Consider the following 15,879-nt stretch of genomic DNA (forward strand, 5'->3'; position numbering starts at 1 on the left):
CACCCGTAAGCCGGGGGTGCCGCCCCTGTCGTATGCCCGCCGTCCGCACGGAACTTCCGGCCGCCGGTGTGGAGTTGCGGCCGTCACGGAATTCCTGGCCGCCGGTGTGGAGTTGCGGCCGTCACGGAATTCCTGGCCGCCGGTGTGGAGTTGCGACCGTCACGGAACTCCCGTCCGCCGGTGTGGAGTCGCGACCGGCACCGAACCCTCAGCCGTCGGTGTTGAGTTGCGACCGGTATCGAACTCCCGCGCGCCAGTGCGGAGTTGCGACCGGCACTGAACTCTCAGCCACCGGTGCGGAGTGCCAGCCGGGGCGGAGCTGTCGGCCGGCGATGGAGCTGCCCGGCGATGGAGAGTTGCCCGGCGGTGCCGCACCTCAGCCGAGCCAGTGTCGCCGTCCCACGCTGATCAAGCGCATCTGCTGCTGGGCGAGTTGGGCCATTCGCTCGCGCTCCTCCTCCGGCGCCTCCAGTGTCTCCAGGAAGAGGGAGGCCGTGATGAGCATCTGGTCGACGTAGAGGTGGGCCAGCATCAGCAGGTCGTCGTCGCGCCAGCCGTGTGACTCGGGGTCCTTGGCGAGCTCGGCCTTCACCTCCTCGGCGAACCGGGCGAGTTGGTCCCGGATGGCCTCCCGTACCGGCTGCACCCCACCGTGCCGCTCGCGCGCGATGAAGCGGACGTGCGCCGGGTGCGTGTTCACGTGATGGGCGATCAACTCGACGGCCCGCGTGATGCGTTGGCCGCTGTCCGCCGGGGCCACCGTCTGCCGGATCATCGGATGCAGACTGCCCAGCGCCTCCTCGACGAGCGCGACCCCGAGGTCCGCCGTGGAGCGGAAGTGCCGGTAGAAGGCGGTCGGGGCGACGCCCACGGCCCGGGTGACCTCGCGCAGGCCCAGACTGCTCAGGCTCTGCTCCTCCAGCAGCCCCAACGCGGCGTCCAGCAACGCCTGTCGGGTCTTCTGTTTCTGTACCTGCCGGATGCCGAGGGTGTGACTCATGTCATCCAGTTAACAACTGTTCTCCGTAATTGGAAAGTCGCCGGACGCGCTAGACTCAAGTTCAGTGAACAAGTGTTACTACAACCGTTCACCGAAACGTAACGAGAGCCGTCCCGGACCTCCCGGTCAGCTCGGAGGGGGATTCATCCCATGCTGTTCCTCGTCGTAGCGCTCCTGCTGTTCGGCGTCGTGATGGGCACCGTGGCCCACGCGCCGCTCGCCTTCACCGCCGTCGCCGCCACCGTCATCGCCGTATGGCTGGGCATCTTCGCACTCCGCGAGCGGCACGGCCGCCGCAGCCGTACGACCGCCAACTGACCGTCCGCGGCTGCCTATTGACCGCCCGTCCCACCACCCGCCCGATCCTCGGGAGCTGAACCCACATGCAACTCACCGCACCGGCAACCAGCAGCAACAGCACCACCGCAGCCGACAACGCCGCCGTGAAGCCCACCGGCCGTCGTGACGCCGACGGCATGGCCGTCGCGTCCTTCATCCTCGGCCTCGTCGGACTGCTCGTGCTCAACGTGTTCCTCGGCCCGATCGCCATCGCCCTGGCCGGCGCGGCGCTGTGGCGCGGCACCGCCCGTCGCGGCCGTGCTTTCCTCGGTCTGGGACTCGGCATCGCCGATCTGCTGGTCCTCGTCGCCTTCATGCAGCTGGACAGCACGGTCTCCTGGAGCTTCTAGGGGACCGGCCGGATCCCGTCGGGGCGCCCGCCCCTCCGGGGTGCGCACCGGGGCCCGTAGAATCGGCGTCACCATGGCATACCTCGACCACGCCGCGACCACCCCGATGCTTCCCGAGGCAGTCGAGGCGATGACGGCCCACCTGAGCATCACGGGCAACGCCTCCTCCCTCCACGCTTCCGGCCGCAAGGCCCGCCGTACGGTCGAAGAGGCCCGGGAGACCCTCGCCGAAGCGCTCGGCGCCCGCCCCAGCGAGGTGGTCTTCACCTCCGGCGGCACCGAGGCCGACAACCTCGCGGTGAAGGGCCTGTACTGGTCCCGCCGCGACGCCGACCCGGCCCGCACCCGGGTCCTGGCCAGCCCCGTCGAGCACCACGCCGTCCTGGACGCCGTCCACTGGCTGGGCGAGCACGAGGGCGCCACCGTCGAGTACCTCCCGGTCGACTCCTACGGCCGGGTCCGCCCCGAGGTGCTGCGCGAAGCGATCGCCCGCAACCCCGACGACGTCGCCCTGGCGACCGTGATGTGGGCCAACAACGAGATCGGCACGGTCATGCCGGTGCGCGAACTGGCCGATGTGGCGGGGGAGTTCGGCATCCCGCTGCACGCCGACGCGGTGCAGGCCTTCGGCCAGGTCCCGGTCGACTTCGCCGCCTCCGGGCTCGCCGCGGCGACCGTCTCCGCGCACAAGATCGGCGGCCCGTACGGCATCGGCGCCCTGCTGCTGGGCCGCGAGTACACCCCCGTACCGGTCCTGCACGGCGGCGGCCAGGAACGCCATGTCCGCTCCGGCACCCTCGACGTCCCCGCGATCGCCTCCTTCGCGGTCGCCGGCCGGCTCGCCGCCGAACAGCGCGAGTGGTTCGCCCGCGAGATCGGCGCCCTGCGCGACGAGCTGGTCTCCGCCGTCCGTACGGCGGTCCCGGACGCGATCCTCGGCGGCGACCCGGTGGACCGCCTCCCGGCCAACGCCCACTTCACGTTCCCGGGGTGCGAGGGCGACTCCCTGCTGCTCCTGCTGGACGCCCAGGGCATCGAGTGCTCCACCGGCTCGGCCTGCACGGCGGGCGTCGCCCAGCCCAGCCACGTCCTCCTCGCCACCGGCACCGACCCGGACCTGGCCCGCGGCACCCTGCGCTTCTCCCTCGGCCACACCTCCACGGAGACCGACGTGGAGGCGGTCGCGAAGGCGATCGGCCCGGCGGTGGACCGTGCGCGCGCCGCCGGGCTGACCTGAACGCCGTTCGCCGGCTCGCCGGCTAGCTCTCCGTCACCATCAGGGCGGCCATCATGCCCTCGTCCTCGTGCTGCAGGAGATGGCAGTGGAGCATGTACATATAGGTGTCGTCGGCGTAGTCGGTGAACTCCATGGCGATCTGGATCGAGCCGCCGCCGACCACTTCGTAGGTGTCGTACCAGCCGAGTTGGACCCCCGTCGGGGTGTCACCGTTGATCGCTATGAGCTGATACGGCACGTCGTGCAGATGGAACGAGTGTTCCAGCTGAGTGCTGTTCTTGATCGTCCAGATCTCCTTGGCGCCCAGCGTGGTGCTGATCATCGCCATGGACGACATGCTGGTGCCGGCCGAACCGTTGATCAGCATCGTCGCGCCGCTCTGGCCGAGCGTGATGGTGCGGGCGGTGAAGTCGCTGGTGTCGTACCGGTCGATGGTGTTGAGAGTGGAGGGCAGGTCGTCCGGGGTGTCGGTGCCGCTCGCGGTGACGGCCAGGACGTCGTAGGTGCCGCTGCCGCCGCGGACCCAGCCGGTGGTGATGACGGCCTGGAGCGTGGCGTCCGCGGTCAGGTCCATCACGAACTCGGCGCGGGCGCCCGCCACCAGCCGGATGGTCGTCACCTCGGCCGCCTCGGCGAGGTAGCCCTGGTCGCTGGAGATCTGGGTGAGGGTGCCGCCGTCGCTGCGCTGGATGGTGATGATGTCCGACGGCGAGGCGTTGAGCGCCCGGAACCGGGTGCGGGTCTTGGTGGCGGTGAAGCCGAGCGTGGTGGAGTCGACGTTCGTGCCGTTCAGCAGGACCGGGTAGCTGAGACCGCTGCTCAGGTAGCCGGTCAGGTCGTACTTGATGTCGCCGGCGCTGTCGACGGCGAGGCACTGGAAGATCAGCGGAACGTCGTCGACGCCGTAGTCGCTGGGCAGGTCGGCGGAGGTGGTCGAGTCGTCCTCGACGATGATCATGCCGGCCAGCCCGTGCACCGCCTGCTTGGCCGTGGTGCCGAGCGCGTGCGGGTGGTACCAGAGGGTCTTCGCGTCGTCGTCGACCGTGAACGTCGGCGACCAGGTGGTCCCGTCGGAGAACGCGACCTGCGGGCCGCCGTCCATCTTGGCCGGGACGTGGGCGCCGTGGAAGTGGACGGTGGTGTCCGCGCCCAGGCTGTTGGTGATGTTCAGCAGGACCGTGTCGCCGTTGGTCCACTTCATGGTGGGGCCGAGGAACGACTGGTTGTAGCCCATGGTGTCGCTGGTGACCCCGCTCAGCACCTCGGCGGTGCCGGTCTTGGCCTCCAGGGTGAAGGTCGTGGTGCTGCCGCTGGTCGTGCCCTCCAGGAGGTCCGGGATGACCAGGGTGCTGTCCGCCGCGGACGCCTTGTTCTTCGCCGCGTCGTTCAGCAGGGCGAAGGCTCCGCCGGCCGCCGCGACCGCCGCGATGCCGGTACCGGCCATCCCGCCGAGGAACTTGCGCCGGTGCAGACCCTTGCCCCGGAGCGCGATGTCCTGGCCGTGCTCGCGCTTCTCGGCCGTGGACTTGCGGTGGTTGCCCTTCACGTCGCTGTTCTCTCCGGACGCGGGCTCGCTGGTGTGTGTCATGGGGCCAGAGATTTGACCTAAGGGCTGTGTAAAGACTGGGGGACACTTAGTAGTCAGCAGAGCAGTCTATGAAAGACATGCGTGCCCGATCGCTCCCCAACTGCCCTTGAGGGAAAGCCGAGTTGGCGTGCCCCAGGTCACGTCCGGAGCGGGGGACGCATCGGACACCGCCCGTTACTGAAATGACTCATAGCCAACCCGTCGTGTGACCCGAGTCACAATTGTGTCCGGTGTGCCCGCCTTACGAGTGTCATGTACCGGTCCCAGTCCCAGTACCGCCCGGGGTCCGTGTGATCGGTCCCCGGCACCTCCACGTGCCCGATGACATGCTTCCGGTCCACAGGGATTCCGTAGCGCCCGCATATCTCCGCCGTCAGCCGCGCGGAGTTCGTGTACATCACGTCCGTGAACGACGACTTCCGGTCCACGAAGCCCTCGTGCTCGATGCCGACACTGCGCTCGTTGTACGACCGGTTGCCCGCGTGGAAGGCCACGTCCAGCTCGCGGATCATCTGCGTGATGTCCCCGCGCTGCCGGACGATGTAGTGCGCGGCGGCCTGGTGCCCGGGGTCCTGGAAGGCCTTCACCGCACTCGCGTAACTGCCCTGCGTGACATGGATGACCACCCGGTCTATCGCGTAGTCGTCCGGCCGGTCGGCCCGCCGGTAGTTCGCCGAGGACGCCGCCACCCACGTGGCCCCCGGGAAGTCGACGGCCCCCGGAGTCCGCGGCTTCTCCACCCCCGGCACCCGCCACCACAACCGCGCCAACTCGTCCCGAGCCACCACAGCGGTCCCTACGGCGGCCACGGCCCCGCCGATGAGCAGAGCGCGCCGCCCGGGCCGCCGGCCGACGGAACCGGGTGACGTGTCCGCGGCGCCCGGCGGCTTCCTCGCCGGATCGCCCGGATCACCCCGATCGCCCTGACTGTCCTGATGACTTTGACGGTTCCGATCGCTCTGCGTCTCCCCCATGTGATCGTCAACGGATACTCGCGGGCCCCGGTTCCCGAGGACCCGTACCCTGGAAGGGTTATGACTGAGACCTCGCAGCGCCCCCGCCCCCTTCGCGTACTCGCCGCCATGTCGGGCGGCGTCGATTCCGCCGTCGCCGCCGCCCGCGCCGCGGAAGCCGGCCACGACGTGACCGGCGTCCACCTCGCGCTCTCCGCGAACCCGCAATCGTTCCGCACGGGCGCGCGTGGCTGTTGCACGATCGAGGACTCACGGGACGCCCGCCGCGCCGCCGACGTCATCGGCATCCCGTTCTACGTCTGGGACCTCGCCGACCGCTTCCGCGAGGACGTCGTCGAGGACTTCGTCGCCGAGTACGAGGCCGGCCGCACCCCGAACCCGTGCCTGCGCTGCAACGAGAAGATCAAGTTCGCCGCCCTCCTCGACAAGGCCCTCGCCCTCGGCTTCGACGCGGTCTGCACCGGCCACTACGCCCAGGTGATCGTGAACGAGGACGGCAGCCGCGAACTGCACCGCGCCTCCGACATGGCGAAGGACCAGTCGTACGTCCTCGGCGTCCTGGACGAGCGGCAGCTCGCGCACGCGCTGTTCCCGCTCGGCGACACCGTGACGACGAAGGGCGAGATCCGCGAGGAGGCCGAGCGCCGGGGCCTCGCGGTCGCCAAGAAGCCCGACTCGCACGACATCTGCTTCATCGCCGACGGCGACACCCAGGGCTTCCTCGCCAACCGCCTGGGCAAGGCCGAGGGCGACATCGTCGACGAGTCCGGCTCCGTCATCGGCTCGCACGAGGGCGCGTACGGCTTCACCATCGGCCAGCGCAAGGGCCTGCGCATCGGCACCCCGGCCGCCGACGGCAAGCCGCGCTACGTCCTGGACATCTCCCCGGTCGACAACACGGTGACGGTCGGCCCGGCCGCCTCCCTCGACGTCAGCGGCCTCACCGCCGTCAAGCCCCGCTGGTGCGGCACGGCCCCGACCGGCCCCGGCACCTACACCGCCCAGCTCCGCGCCCACGGCGGCGAGACCGAGGTCACCGCCGAACTCGTCGACGGCACCCTGGAGGTGTCGTTCACCGAGCCGGTACGGGGCGTGGCCCCCGGGCAGGCGATCGTGCTGTACGACGACACGCGCGTGGTGGGGTCGGCGACGATCGCGACGACCACGCGCGCGGCGACGGCGATGGCCTGAGACCTGGGACTGAGACCAGGGCGCCTGAGAGCAGGGCCCGAGACCGGGGCCAAGTCCCCAGGCGGCCTGGTCAGTTCGAGTCCGCGAAGAACTCGGTGAGCACGGGCGCCAGGACGGCCGGGTCCACCATGTGGGTCTGACCGTCCAGCACGCGATACGTCCCGTCCGGCGCCGCATGCGCCACGGCCTGCGCGGCCTCCCGCATCCACTCGGCGCTCGCGCCGCCCGCGATGGTGAGCACCGGCACGGACAGGGACGCCAGCCGTTCCGCCGGCACCAGTCCATCCCCCAAGGCGGCGTCGTCGTAGGCGAGGGTCGGGGCGATCGCCTCCATGCCGGGCCACATGGGGGAGCGGCGGGCGCCGTCGATCATCTCCGGGGGTGCGCCGGTGAGCGCCATGAACAGCGCGACGGCGTCGCCGTGGCGGCCCTCGGCGAGGAGTTCCGTGAGGCGCTCGGTGTACTCGGCGCGCTCCTTGGCGCCGGTCGCGTCGAGGGCGAACGGCGGCTCGTACAGGGCGACTTGGGTGACCGGCAGGCCGCTCGCCGCCGCGTGCAGGGCGAGGGCCGCGCCGGACGAGTGGCCGTAGAGGGCCGCGCTGCCGCCCACGGCGTCGATCAGCGCCGCGAGGTCCTCGACCTCCCGGGCCACGGCGAAGGGCGCCGTGTCGCCGCTCGCGCCCCGGCCCCGGCGGTCGTACGGGACGGCCCCGAACCGGTGCGCGAGCTGCGCGGCGAGCGGCAGGAGCCCGTCGCCCGTCGTCATCGCGCCACCGACCAGGACGACGGGCGGACCCGCACCGATGCGTTCGTACGCGATGGCGGTGCCGTCGCGCGAAACAGTCTTCTTGTCCATGCCCTGGAGACTGCCGCAGGGCGGCGGGCTAATCGGTCACAACACTTCTACTTCGTAGAAGCAGAGGTGGTCCTTGATCTGGGCGACGTCGGGCTTGGGGTCGGGGTACGCCCACACCAGGTCGGGGGAGTCCGGCAGGGACCAGTAGGAGGCGTCGCCCTTGAAGGGGCAGTGGGTGTGGGTCTCGGAGGGGGTCAGGAGGTCGAGGCGTACATCCTCCGGAGGGAGGTAGTACCGCACCGGAGAACCGGTCTCCTTCAGGACGAGGGGGCGGTCGCTCTCCGCCAGCACCTGGTCGCCGTGGACGACGCGGACGTGCCGGTCGCCCTGCTCGATGGTGATCGTGTGTCCTTGGGCCATACCGGAAAAGCACTCGCGGGCCCCTGGTTCTTCCCGCGTACGGTGACGACATGAGGATCTGTGTCTTTCTCTCCGCCGCCGATCTGGACGAGCGCTACACGCGCCCCGCGCGCGAGTTCGCGGAACTGCTCGGCAAGGGCGGGCACACGCTCGTGTGGGGCGGTTCGGAGTCCGGACTGATGAAGGTGGTCGCCGACGGCGTACAGGCGTCCGGCGGACGCCTGGTGGGCGTCTCGGTGACCTTCCTGGCGGCGTCGGCACGGGCGGACGCCGACGAGATGGTGATCGCGGCCGACCTCGCCGAACGCAAGAGGCTGCTCCTGGAGAAGTCCGACGCCGTGGTGATCATGGTGGGCGGCACCGGGACGCTGGACGAGGCCACGGAGATCCTGGAGCTGAAGAAGCACGGCCACACCGACAAGCCGGTGGTGCTCCTGAACACCGCGGGCTTCTACGACGGCCTGAAGACCCAGTTCCGGCGCATGGAGGACGAGGGGTTCCTGCCCGTGCCGCTCGCCGACCTGGTGTTCTTCGCGGAGGAGCCGGTGGGGGCGCTGGCCTACCTGGAGGAGTCTTTCGGTACCCGCTGATGCGAGCATGGCGGGCATGGCTACACATGTGATCACCGGGGCCGGTTCCGGCATCGGCGCGGCCGTCGCCCGCCGCCTCCACGCGCGCGGGGACGAACTCGTGCTCCACGCGCGCGACGCGGGCCGCGCGAAGGAACTGGCGGCGGAGTACCCCGGGGCGAGCACCCTGGTGGGCGACCTCGCGGACCCCGACAAGCTCAGCTGGGCGTTCTCGCACCAGAGCCTGCCCGACCGGGTCGACACGCTCCTGCACATCGCCGGGGTGGTCGACCTCGGCCCGGTGGGCGAGCTGACCCCCAAGACCTGGCGCCACCAGCTCAACGTCAACCTGATCGCCCCCGCCGAACTGACCCGCCACTTCCTGCCCCAACTCCGGCTGTCCGGCGGCCACGTCCTCTTCGTGAACTCCGGCGCCGGACTGCGAGCGAGCGCCGACTGGTCCGCGTACGCCGCCTCCAAGCACGGCCTGAAGGCCCTGGCGGACTCCCTGCGCCACGAGGAACACCCCAACGGCGTCCGCGTCACCTCGGTCTACCCCGGCCGCACCGCAAGCCCCATGCAGGCCAAGGTCCACCAACAGGAGGGCAAGCAGTACGACCCCGCCCAGTGGATCGACCCCGAGTCGGTCGCGACGACGATCCTGATGGCGATCGACCTGCCTGGGGACGCGGAGGTCAACGACCTGACGGTGCGGCCGGGACGGTGAGGTCGCCCCCGGGGACGGCGACCGGGGCGGCTGGGAAAATGAACGGGTCGGCGGAGGCGGGCACTTCTCAGCGCAGGCCGCCACAATCCAGCCTGTCCGGCGCTTGAGGACGAGGCCCCTTCAGGGCCGAAGCGGGGTCTGGGGGCGCAGCCCCCAGGGGCGCTGCCTCACCCCCGGCGGGTTCCGTAGTCTTCCGGGGTGAGCAACAACAGCCAGTTCAGCTTTGGCGCGGCCACCGGTGTCGGTTCCCTGCCCGGTGGTGACGCCCGTGAGGCCGCGAAGACCGCGACCGGTGCCTTCGAGGACTTCCCGTTCCTGCCCGAATTGCCCGCGCGGGGACCCGGCGCGGACATGATCGGCCGGACCGCGGGGCTGCTCGTCGAGGTGTACGCGCGCGTGGAGCCCAGCGGTTGGCGGATCGGGGACCGGCCGGGGCGGGACACGAAGCGGGCGTGGGCGTGGCTGGGGGAGGACCTCGACGCGTTCGAGGAGTTCACCCAGGGGTACGAGGGGCCGCTCAAGGTGCAGGCCGTTGGACCCTGGACCCTCGCCGCGAGTCTGGAGTTGAGGAACGGTGAGTCCGTGCTCTCCGACCTCGGGGCGAGCCGGGACCTCGCGGGCTCGCTCGCCGAGGGACTGCGCAACCACCTCGCCGACGTCCAACGCCGCGTCCCCGGCGCCCAGATCGTGCTCCAGCTCGACGAACCGTCCCTCATGGCCGTCCTGCGCGGACACGTCAGGTCCGCCAGCGGCTACCGCACGCACCGCGCCGTCGACCGTCAACTCGTCGAGGACACGCTCCGCGAGGTCGTCGGGGTGCACGGGAACGGCCCGGTCGTCGTCCACTCCTGCGCACCGGACGTGCCGTTCGCCCTGCTGCGCCGGGCGGGCGCGGCCGGGGTCTCCTTCGACTTCTCGCTCCTCACCGAGCGTGACGACGACGTGATCGGCGAGGCGGTCGAGGCCGGCACCCGGCTCTTCGCCGGTGTCGTGCCGGGCACGGACACCGCGTTGTCGGACCCTGCCGGTAGCGTCATGGGTGTCAGGACGCTGTGGCGCAGGCTGGGGCTGCGACCGGGACTTCTCGCGGAGGCGGTCACGATCACCCCGTCGTGCGGACTCGCGGGGGCTTCTCCCGAGTACGCGCGCCATGCCCTCGCCCACTGCGTCCGGGCGGCGAGATCCCTCGCGGACAACCCTGAGTGACGGAAGGACAATACGGTGGCCGGCGACAGGCAAGCGGAGACGGCGGTGCCCGCAGAGGCACGGGAGAAGCACGCGCAGCTCGCTGAGCAGATCGAGGAGCACCGCTTCCGGTACTACGTGAACGACGCCCCGGTCGTCAGCGACGCGGACTTCGACAAGCTCCTGCGCTCCCTGGAGGCGCTGGAGGAGGAGTACCCGGAGCTGCGGACGCCGGACTCGCCGACCCAGAAGGTCGCGGGGGCGTACGAGACGGAGTTCACCTCCGTCGTCCACCGCTCCCGCATGCTCTCCCTGGACAACGCGTTCGACGACCTGGAGCTGGCGGCCTGGGCCGAGCGCGTCCAGAAGGACGTCGGGACCACCGACTACCACTTCCTGTGCGAGCTGAAGGTCGACGGCCTCGCCGTCAACCTGACGTATGAGCACGGCCGCCTCACGCGCGCGGCGACCCGCGGCGACGGTCGTACGGGCGAGGACATCACGCCCAACGTCCGCACGATCGCGGAGATCCCGGACCGCCTGACCGGCGACCGCGTGCCCGACCTCGTGGAGATCCGCGGCGAGGTCTACTTCCCGATGGAGAAGTTCGAGGAGCTCAACGCCCGCCTGGTCGAGGCAGGCGACAAGCCCTTCGCCAACCCCCGTAACGCGGCGGCCGGTTCACTGCGCCAGAAGGACCCCCGCGTCACCGCCACCCGCCCCCTGCACATGGTCGTGCACGGCATCGGCGCCCTGGAGGGCTTCGACGCCCTCACCCGTCTCTCCGAGGCGTACGACCTGCTGAAGACCTGGGGCCTGCCCACCTCCTCGTACAACAGGGTGGTCGACGACCTCGACGGCGTACGGGAGTTCATCAGGTACTACGGCGAGAACCGCCACTCCGTGGCGCACGAGATCGACGGCGTCGTCGTCAAGCTCGACGAGATCCCCCTCCAGGGGCGGCTCGGCTCCACCTCCCGCGCCCCGCGCTGGGCGATCGCGTGGAAGTACGCGCCCGAGGAGGTCAACACCAAGCTCGTCAACATCCGCGTGGGCGTGGGCCGTACGGGCCGGGTCACGCCGTACGCCCAGGTCGAGCCGGTGACGGTGGCGGGCTCGGAGGTCGAGTTCGCGACGCTGCACAACCAGGAGGTCGTCAAGGCCAAGGGCGTCCTCATCGGTGACACGGTGGTGCTGCGCAAGGCCGGTGACGTCATCCCGGAGATCCTCGGCCCGGTCGCCGACCTGCGCGACGGCAGCGAGCGGGAGTTCGTGATGCCGGCCGAGTGCCCCGAGTGCGGGACCCCGCTGCGGCCGATGAAGGAGGGCGACATCGACCTCCGCTGCCCGAACGCCCGTACCTGCCCTGCCCAGTTGAGGGAGCGCCTGTTCTACCTCGCGGGCCGCAAGGCGCTCGACATCGACCACTTCGGCTATGTGTCGGCGGCTGCCCTCACCAAGCCGCTGGAGCCCGCGGACCCGCCGCTGGCCGACGAGGGCGACCTGTTCGACCTCACCATCGAGCAGTTGCTGCCCATCAAGGCCTATGTCCTCGACCAGAACAGCGGACTGCCCAAGCGGGACCCGAAGACCGGCGAGGAGAAGATCGCCACGGTCTTCGCCAACCAGCAGGGCGAGCCCAAGAAGAACGCGCTCGCGATGCTGGAGACCATCGCGGCGGCCAAGGACAGCCCGCTCGCCCGCGTCCTCACCGGTCTGTCGATCCGTCATGTCGGCCCGGTCGCGGCCGAGGCGCTGGCCCGCGGGTTCCGCTCGATCGAGCGGATCGAGCAGGCCACCCAGAAGGAGCTGGCGGACACCGACGGCGTCGGCGAGATCATCGCCGCCTCGCTCAAGGAGTGGTTCGCCGAGGACTGGCACCAGGAGATCCTGCGCAAGTGGCGGGCCGCCGGGGTCCGGATGGAAGAGGAGGGTTCCGCCGAGGACGAGGGCCCGCGCCCGCTCGAAGGTCTCACCGTGGTCGTCACCGGCACACTTGAGCACTTCACGCGGGACGGGGCGAAGGACGCACTCCAGAGCCGGGGAGCGAAAGTGACCGGTTCTGTTTCGAAGAAGACGTCTTTCGTTGTCGTAGGTGACAATCCTGGTTCGAAGTACGACAAGGCAATGCAGGTCAAGGTGCCTGTTCTGAACGAGGACGGCTTTGTCGTCCTGTTGGAACAGGGCCCCGAGGCGGCCGCCGAAGTCGCGCTTCCGGTCGAGGAGTAGCGAGGAGCAGCGGTTGAAGGCCACCCGATCGGCGCATACCAGATGCATACGGGTGGCCGGGTCGCATTCGGGCAACCGTCTACGACCGCTGCCCGTGGAAGCCTTCTGCGGCCTACTGTTGAGGTGTGCACCTGCCGTGCCCAGCTGCGGTTGGGGCAACCCCCTGCTCTTGGTGAGCAGGGGGAGGGGTTTTCCAAACGCGGTGCCGTTGACGGAAGTCGGGCATCGGACCGCGTGGCGTGGGCACCGCCGGCTGTGAGAGGGACGGGAATGGAACCGACCGAGAGCGCCCCCCCGGACTCTCTGCTGCGCCGGGTCACCGGCGCCTGGCGGGAGAGCCGTTGGGGAGCGCGCCCCGTGGAGCGTCCGGGCGCCCAGCCGCGCGCCACCGGACAGTACTCCACACCCGATGCCCGTCACTCCGCACCGCTCTCGGCCGACCCGGGCGCAGGACTGCCCGGCGACGGCGAACGCCATCCGACCTGGCCCGCGCTGCCCACGGCGGTCGTCATCGCGGCCGGGTTCGTCCTCGGCGCCGGTTTCTTCCGGGCGTTCACCGGCGACCACGCGCTCTTCCCGTCCGGCACGGTCGGCTGGTCGCTCGCCGTCCTGACCGGCGTCATCGTCGGCCACCTCGTCGCCCTCGGCCGCGCCCGCTGGTGGGGCGGCACCGGCTCGGGCGCCGCCCTCACCCTCGGCGTCCTGCTGCTCTACGGCTGGGTCGCCGCCGGCATGGTCAGCCTCACCGTCGTCGTCCTGGTCGGCATAGCCCGGCGCAACCGCTGGCGCCAGGGCGTCCTGCACGGCGCCGTGGACATCCTCGGCATCGCCGCCGGCGCACTCGTGCTGGGCGCGTTCGGCCGGGTGCCGTCCGTCGAGAAGCCCTGGAACCCGGACACCTGGACGGTCTACACCGCTCCTGAAGTGGTCCTGGTCGCCGTCGCCTATCTCGCCGTGACCCGCACCCTGCTCTGGTACCTGCACGCCCCGCGCCACGGCGGACTGCCCACCGTCGCCCGCACCGCCCTGCTCAGACAGGGGCTGGTCGCCGTAGCCCTGCTCGGCATCGCACCCCTCATCTGCGTGGTCGCCGTAGCCCAGCCGGTCCTGCTGCCCCTGTTCTCGATCCCGCTCATCGCCCTCGACTCCACCCTGTGGATGGCCCGGGCCCGGGCCGAGGAGCAGCTGCGCGACCCGCTGACCGGGTTGCCCAACCGGCAGTGGCTCCTGGAGCGCATCTGGACCGCCCTGGACGACGCCGAGCGGATCGGCGCCAAGGCCGCGCTCATGCTGATCGACCTCGACCGGTTCCGGTCGGTCAACGACACCCTGGGCCATCTGGCCGGTGACCGGCTGCTGTTGCAGATAGCCGACCGGCTGCGGGTGGCACTGCCGCGCGGGGCGGAGGCCGCGCGGCTCGGCGGTGACGAGTTCGCCGTCCTGCTGCCCGTCGCCGACTCCACGACGTCCGCGACCCGGGTCGCCCGCAACCTCGTCGCCGCGCTCAGCTCCCCGCTCGACCTCGACGGACTCACCCTCGTCCTGGAGGCCAGCGCGGGCGTCGCCGTCTTCCCCGACCACGCCCTCGACGCCGAGGGGCTGCTGCGCCGGGCCGACGTCGCGATGTACCAGGCGAAGCGGGACCGTACGGGCGTAGAGGTCTACGAGTCCAAGCGGGACTCCAACACCCCTGACCGGCTCGGCCTGTTGGGCGACCTGCGCCGCGCGCTCGACGCGCACGAGGTGCAGCTGCACTACCAGCCCAAGGTCCGCTTCGACGGCCAGGTCGCCGGACTTGAGGCGCTGGTGCGGTGGGTGCATCCGGAGCGCGGGAAGGTGCCGCCGGACGAGTTCATAGCGATCGCCGAGTCGTCCGGGCTGATGCCCCATCTCACCGAGTACGTGCTCGACACCGCCCTCGCCCAGGTCGCCAGGTGGCGCGCTCAGGGCCTGTTCGTACCGGTCGCGGTGAACGTCTCCCCGCGCGACGTCCACACCCCCGGCTTCGCCGGCTCGGTCGCCGCGCGCCTCGCCCGGCATGGCGTCCCGCCGGGCTCCCTCCAGCTGGAGATCACGGAACACGTCCTCCTGGAGGACCCCCAGCGCGCCGCCGACACCCTCAACGGGCTGACCGGGCACGGCGTGAAGATGTCCCTCGACGACTTCGGCACGGGGTACTCGTCCCTGGTGCATCTACGGCGGCTGCCGGTCAGCGAGTTGAAGATCGACCGGTCGTTCGTGGCCCGGCTCGCGGTGGACACGGAGGACGCGGAGATCGTTCGGTGCACCGTTGATCTCGCGCATTCCCTCGGGCTGCTCGTCGTGGCTGAGGGGGTTGAGGACGACGAGACGTGGGAGCGGTTGCGGGACCTGGGGTGTGACGCCGTTCAGGGGTGGCTTGTCGCTGCGGCGATGCCTCCGGAGGACATGACGGCTTGGTTGCGGGCTCGGGGTTCGCGGGGTTGGCAACGGCCTCGCGCCGCGCTGCCTGCGGCTGCGGCGGATGATCCGGGGCGGATCGGCTGAGGTCGCTGCGCCTATTGGGGTGGGGCTTCTGTTTGGTCGCGGGCGCCGGTGCGTTGTGGCTTGTCGCGCAGTTCCCCGGGCCCCTAGGGGGTTCGCCTCACGCCTGCTGTGAAGTGGGCGATCAGTAGCGCAAGCCGCTGCTCGTGGGCCTTCTCCGGTAGGCGGCCGCTGCGCATCAATGTCACCAAGCCGTGCAGGCCCGCCCAGTACGTCTCCGTCAGCAGGCCCGGGTCGTCGCCCTCTGCCGCGATGGGCTCGACGGCCTGGAAGATCTCGCCGAAGGCCGCCTGCAAGGGCGCCGGTGCCTCCGGGGTGGCGAACGGCAGGTCGACCATGTGCGTGAACATCGCGTCGTAGAGGGCCGGGCGGCGGCGCGCGAACGACGTGTACGTTTCGCCGACCGCGCTGAGCGCCCCACGCGCGCCCTTCGCAGCCGTGCGCGCCGTGCGCAGCTCGGCGGCCAGTACGGCGCAGCCTTCCACCGCCACCGCCGCCATGATCGCCCCCTTGTCCTTGAAGTGGCTGTAGAGGACGGGCTGGCTGTACTCGATCTCGGCTGCCAGGCGCCGGGTCGTCACCGCGTCCCAGCCCTCCGTCTCGGCCAGTTCGCGTGCGGCCGAGATGATCAGTCGCTCCCGCTCCGCCCGCTCGCGCTCCCGGCGCGTCTGAATCGTCATGCCCGGAATTCTAGCATCGCTAGCGTTTCTTTCGTCGCTCTGTTAGCTTCGCTCTTGTTGCTAGCGTTGCT

15 protein-coding genes are annotated in these 15,879 nt (G+C 70.6%); 9 read left to right on the forward strand and 6 right to left on the reverse strand.

The window, feature by feature from the left end:
* Positions 1-376: 376 nt before the first annotated feature.
* Positions 377-1,000, reverse strand: a complete 624-nt coding sequence (locus tag OG407_RS35300) for a TetR family transcriptional regulator (RefSeq protein ID WP_405863532.1) — start codon at positions 998-1,000, stop codon at positions 377-379.
* A 150-nt stretch (positions 1,001-1,150) separates the two neighbouring features.
* Between OG407_RS35300 and OG407_RS35305 the strand changes: the two genes are divergently transcribed.
* From OG407_RS35305 to OG407_RS35315, 3 genes are all read left to right on the forward strand, one after another.
* Positions 1,151-1,318, forward strand: a complete 168-nt coding sequence (locus tag OG407_RS35305; protein ID WP_327401151.1) for a hypothetical protein — start codon at positions 1,151-1,153, stop codon at positions 1,316-1,318.
* Between the two features lie 65 nt (positions 1,319-1,383).
* A complete protein-coding gene (locus OG407_RS35310; RefSeq protein ID WP_405863534.1) occupies positions 1,384-1,689 on the forward strand; it encodes a DUF4190 domain-containing protein in 306 nt (101 codons plus the stop codon).
* A 73-nt stretch (positions 1,690-1,762) separates the two neighbouring features.
* A complete protein-coding gene (locus OG407_RS35315; protein WP_405863536.1) occupies positions 1,763-2,926 on the forward strand; it encodes a cysteine desulfurase family protein in 1,164 nt (387 codons plus the stop codon).
* A 22-nt stretch (positions 2,927-2,948) separates the two neighbouring features.
* On the opposite strand, the gene OG407_RS35320 is transcribed toward OG407_RS35315, so the two are convergent.
* Together OG407_RS35320 and OG407_RS35325 are read right to left on the reverse strand one after the other, a co-directional pair.
* Positions 2,949-4,514 carry a multicopper oxidase family protein gene (locus tag OG407_RS35320; protein ID WP_405863538.1) on the reverse strand — a complete coding sequence of 522 codons (1,566 nt, stop codon included), beginning with the start codon at positions 4,512-4,514 and terminating at the stop codon, positions 2,949-2,951.
* 215 nt (positions 4,515-4,729) lie between these two features.
* The gene (locus OG407_RS35325; protein ID WP_405863540.1) at positions 4,730-5,488 is read right to left on the reverse strand and encodes an N-acetylmuramoyl-L-alanine amidase; all 759 of its coding nucleotides are present in this window, start codon (positions 5,486-5,488) and stop codon (positions 4,730-4,732) included.
* Positions 5,489-5,548: 60 nt separating this feature from the next.
* On the opposite strand from OG407_RS35325, the gene mnmA reads away from it, so the two are divergent.
* Positions 5,549-6,679 carry a tRNA 2-thiouridine(34) synthase MnmA gene (mnmA, locus tag OG407_RS35330; protein ID WP_405863542.1) on the forward strand — a complete coding sequence of 377 codons (1,131 nt, stop codon included), beginning with the start codon at positions 5,549-5,551 and terminating at the stop codon, positions 6,677-6,679.
* Positions 6,680-6,749: 70 nt separating this feature from the next.
* Here the strand turns inward: mnmA and OG407_RS35335 are convergent, their stop codons facing one another.
* Both OG407_RS35335 and OG407_RS35340 read right to left on the reverse strand, forming a co-directional pair.
* On the reverse strand, positions 6,750-7,535 hold the full coding sequence (locus tag OG407_RS35335) for an alpha/beta fold hydrolase (protein WP_405863544.1): 786 nt from the start codon (positions 7,533-7,535) through the stop codon (positions 6,750-6,752).
* A 36-nt stretch (positions 7,536-7,571) separates the two neighbouring features.
* Positions 7,572-7,895 (reverse strand): DUF427 domain-containing protein, encoded by a 324-nt coding sequence (locus OG407_RS35340; protein WP_328678886.1) that lies wholly within the window; start codon positions 7,893-7,895, stop codon positions 7,572-7,574.
* A gap of 50 nt (positions 7,896-7,945) precedes the next feature.
* On the opposite strand from OG407_RS35340, the gene OG407_RS35345 reads away from it, so the two are divergent.
* The 5 genes from OG407_RS35345 (at position 7,946) to OG407_RS35365 (ending at position 15,131) form a co-directional block, all read left to right on the forward strand.
* Positions 7,946-8,485 carry a TIGR00730 family Rossman fold protein gene (locus OG407_RS35345; protein ID WP_405863547.1) on the forward strand — a complete coding sequence of 180 codons (540 nt, stop codon included), beginning with the start codon at positions 7,946-7,948 and terminating at the stop codon, positions 8,483-8,485.
* Positions 8,486-8,492: 7 nt separating this feature from the next.
* Positions 8,493-9,191 carry an SDR family oxidoreductase gene (locus OG407_RS35350; protein ID WP_405863549.1) on the forward strand — a complete coding sequence of 233 codons (699 nt, stop codon included), beginning with the start codon at positions 8,493-8,495 and terminating at the stop codon, positions 9,189-9,191.
* A 198-nt stretch (positions 9,192-9,389) separates the two neighbouring features.
* The gene (locus tag OG407_RS35355; protein ID WP_405863551.1) at positions 9,390-10,397 is read left to right on the forward strand and encodes a methionine synthase; all 1,008 of its coding nucleotides are present in this window, start codon (positions 9,390-9,392) and stop codon (positions 10,395-10,397) included.
* A gap of 15 nt (positions 10,398-10,412) precedes the next feature.
* Positions 10,413-12,605, forward strand: a complete 2,193-nt coding sequence (ligA, locus tag OG407_RS35360) for an NAD-dependent DNA ligase LigA (RefSeq protein WP_405863553.1) — start codon at positions 10,413-10,415, stop codon at positions 12,603-12,605.
* 270 nt (positions 12,606-12,875) lie between these two features.
* A complete protein-coding gene (locus OG407_RS35365; RefSeq protein WP_405863555.1) occupies positions 12,876-15,131 on the forward strand; it encodes a putative bifunctional diguanylate cyclase/phosphodiesterase in 2,256 nt (751 codons plus the stop codon).
* Positions 15,132-15,214: 83 nt separating this feature from the next.
* On the opposite strand, the gene OG407_RS35370 is transcribed toward OG407_RS35365, so the two are convergent.
* On the reverse strand, positions 15,215-15,808 hold the full coding sequence (locus tag OG407_RS35370) for a TetR/AcrR family transcriptional regulator (RefSeq protein WP_405863557.1): 594 nt from the start codon (positions 15,806-15,808) through the stop codon (positions 15,215-15,217).
* Between the last annotated feature and the right edge of the window lie 71 nt (positions 15,809-15,879).

The organism is Streptomyces sp. NBC_01515 (genome assembly GCF_045040345.1).
In the GTDB taxonomy this organism is placed as follows: domain Bacteria; phylum Actinomycetota; class Actinomycetes; order Streptomycetales; family Streptomycetaceae; genus Streptomyces.

Bases quoted from the DNA above. Each gene is read 5' to 3' on its own strand.
- OG407_RS35315 (WP_405863536.1), top strand. From the start codon at position 1,763: ATGGCATACCTCGACCACGCCGCGACCACCCCGATGCTTCCCGAGGCA.
- OG407_RS35350 (WP_405863549.1), top strand. From the start codon at position 8,493: ATGGCGGGCATGGCTACACATGTGATCACCGGGGCCGGTTCCGGCATC.
- OG407_RS35305 (WP_327401151.1), top strand. From the start codon at position 1,151: ATGCTGTTCCTCGTCGTAGCGCTCCTGCTGTTCGGCGTCGTGATGGGC.
- OG407_RS35310 (WP_405863534.1), top strand. From the start codon at position 1,384: ATGCAACTCACCGCACCGGCAACCAGCAGCAACAGCACCACCGCAGCC.
- OG407_RS35325 (WP_405863540.1), bottom strand. From the start codon at position 5,488: ATGGGGGAGACGCAGAGCGATCGGAACCGTCAAAGTCATCAGGACAGT.
- OG407_RS35320 (WP_405863538.1), bottom strand. From the start codon at position 4,514: ATGACACACACCAGCGAGCCCGCGTCCGGAGAGAACAGCGACGTGAAG.
- OG407_RS35335 (WP_405863544.1), bottom strand. From the start codon at position 7,535: ATGGACAAGAAGACTGTTTCGCGCGACGGCACCGCCATCGCGTACGAA.
- OG407_RS35365 (WP_405863555.1), top strand. From the start codon at position 12,876: ATGGAACCGACCGAGAGCGCCCCCCCGGACTCTCTGCTGCGCCGGGTC.
- OG407_RS35345 (WP_405863547.1), top strand. From the start codon at position 7,946: ATGAGGATCTGTGTCTTTCTCTCCGCCGCCGATCTGGACGAGCGCTAC.
- OG407_RS35340 (WP_328678886.1), bottom strand. From the start codon at position 7,895: ATGGCCCAAGGACACACGATCACCATCGAGCAGGGCGACCGGCACGTC.
- mnmA (WP_405863542.1), top strand. From the start codon at position 5,549: ATGACTGAGACCTCGCAGCGCCCCCGCCCCCTTCGCGTACTCGCCGCC.
- OG407_RS35370 (WP_405863557.1), bottom strand. From the start codon at position 15,808: ATGACGATTCAGACGCGCCGGGAGCGCGAGCGGGCGGAGCGGGAGCGA.
- OG407_RS35300 (WP_405863532.1), bottom strand. From the start codon at position 1,000: ATGAGTCACACCCTCGGCATCCGGCAGGTACAGAAACAGAAGACCCGA.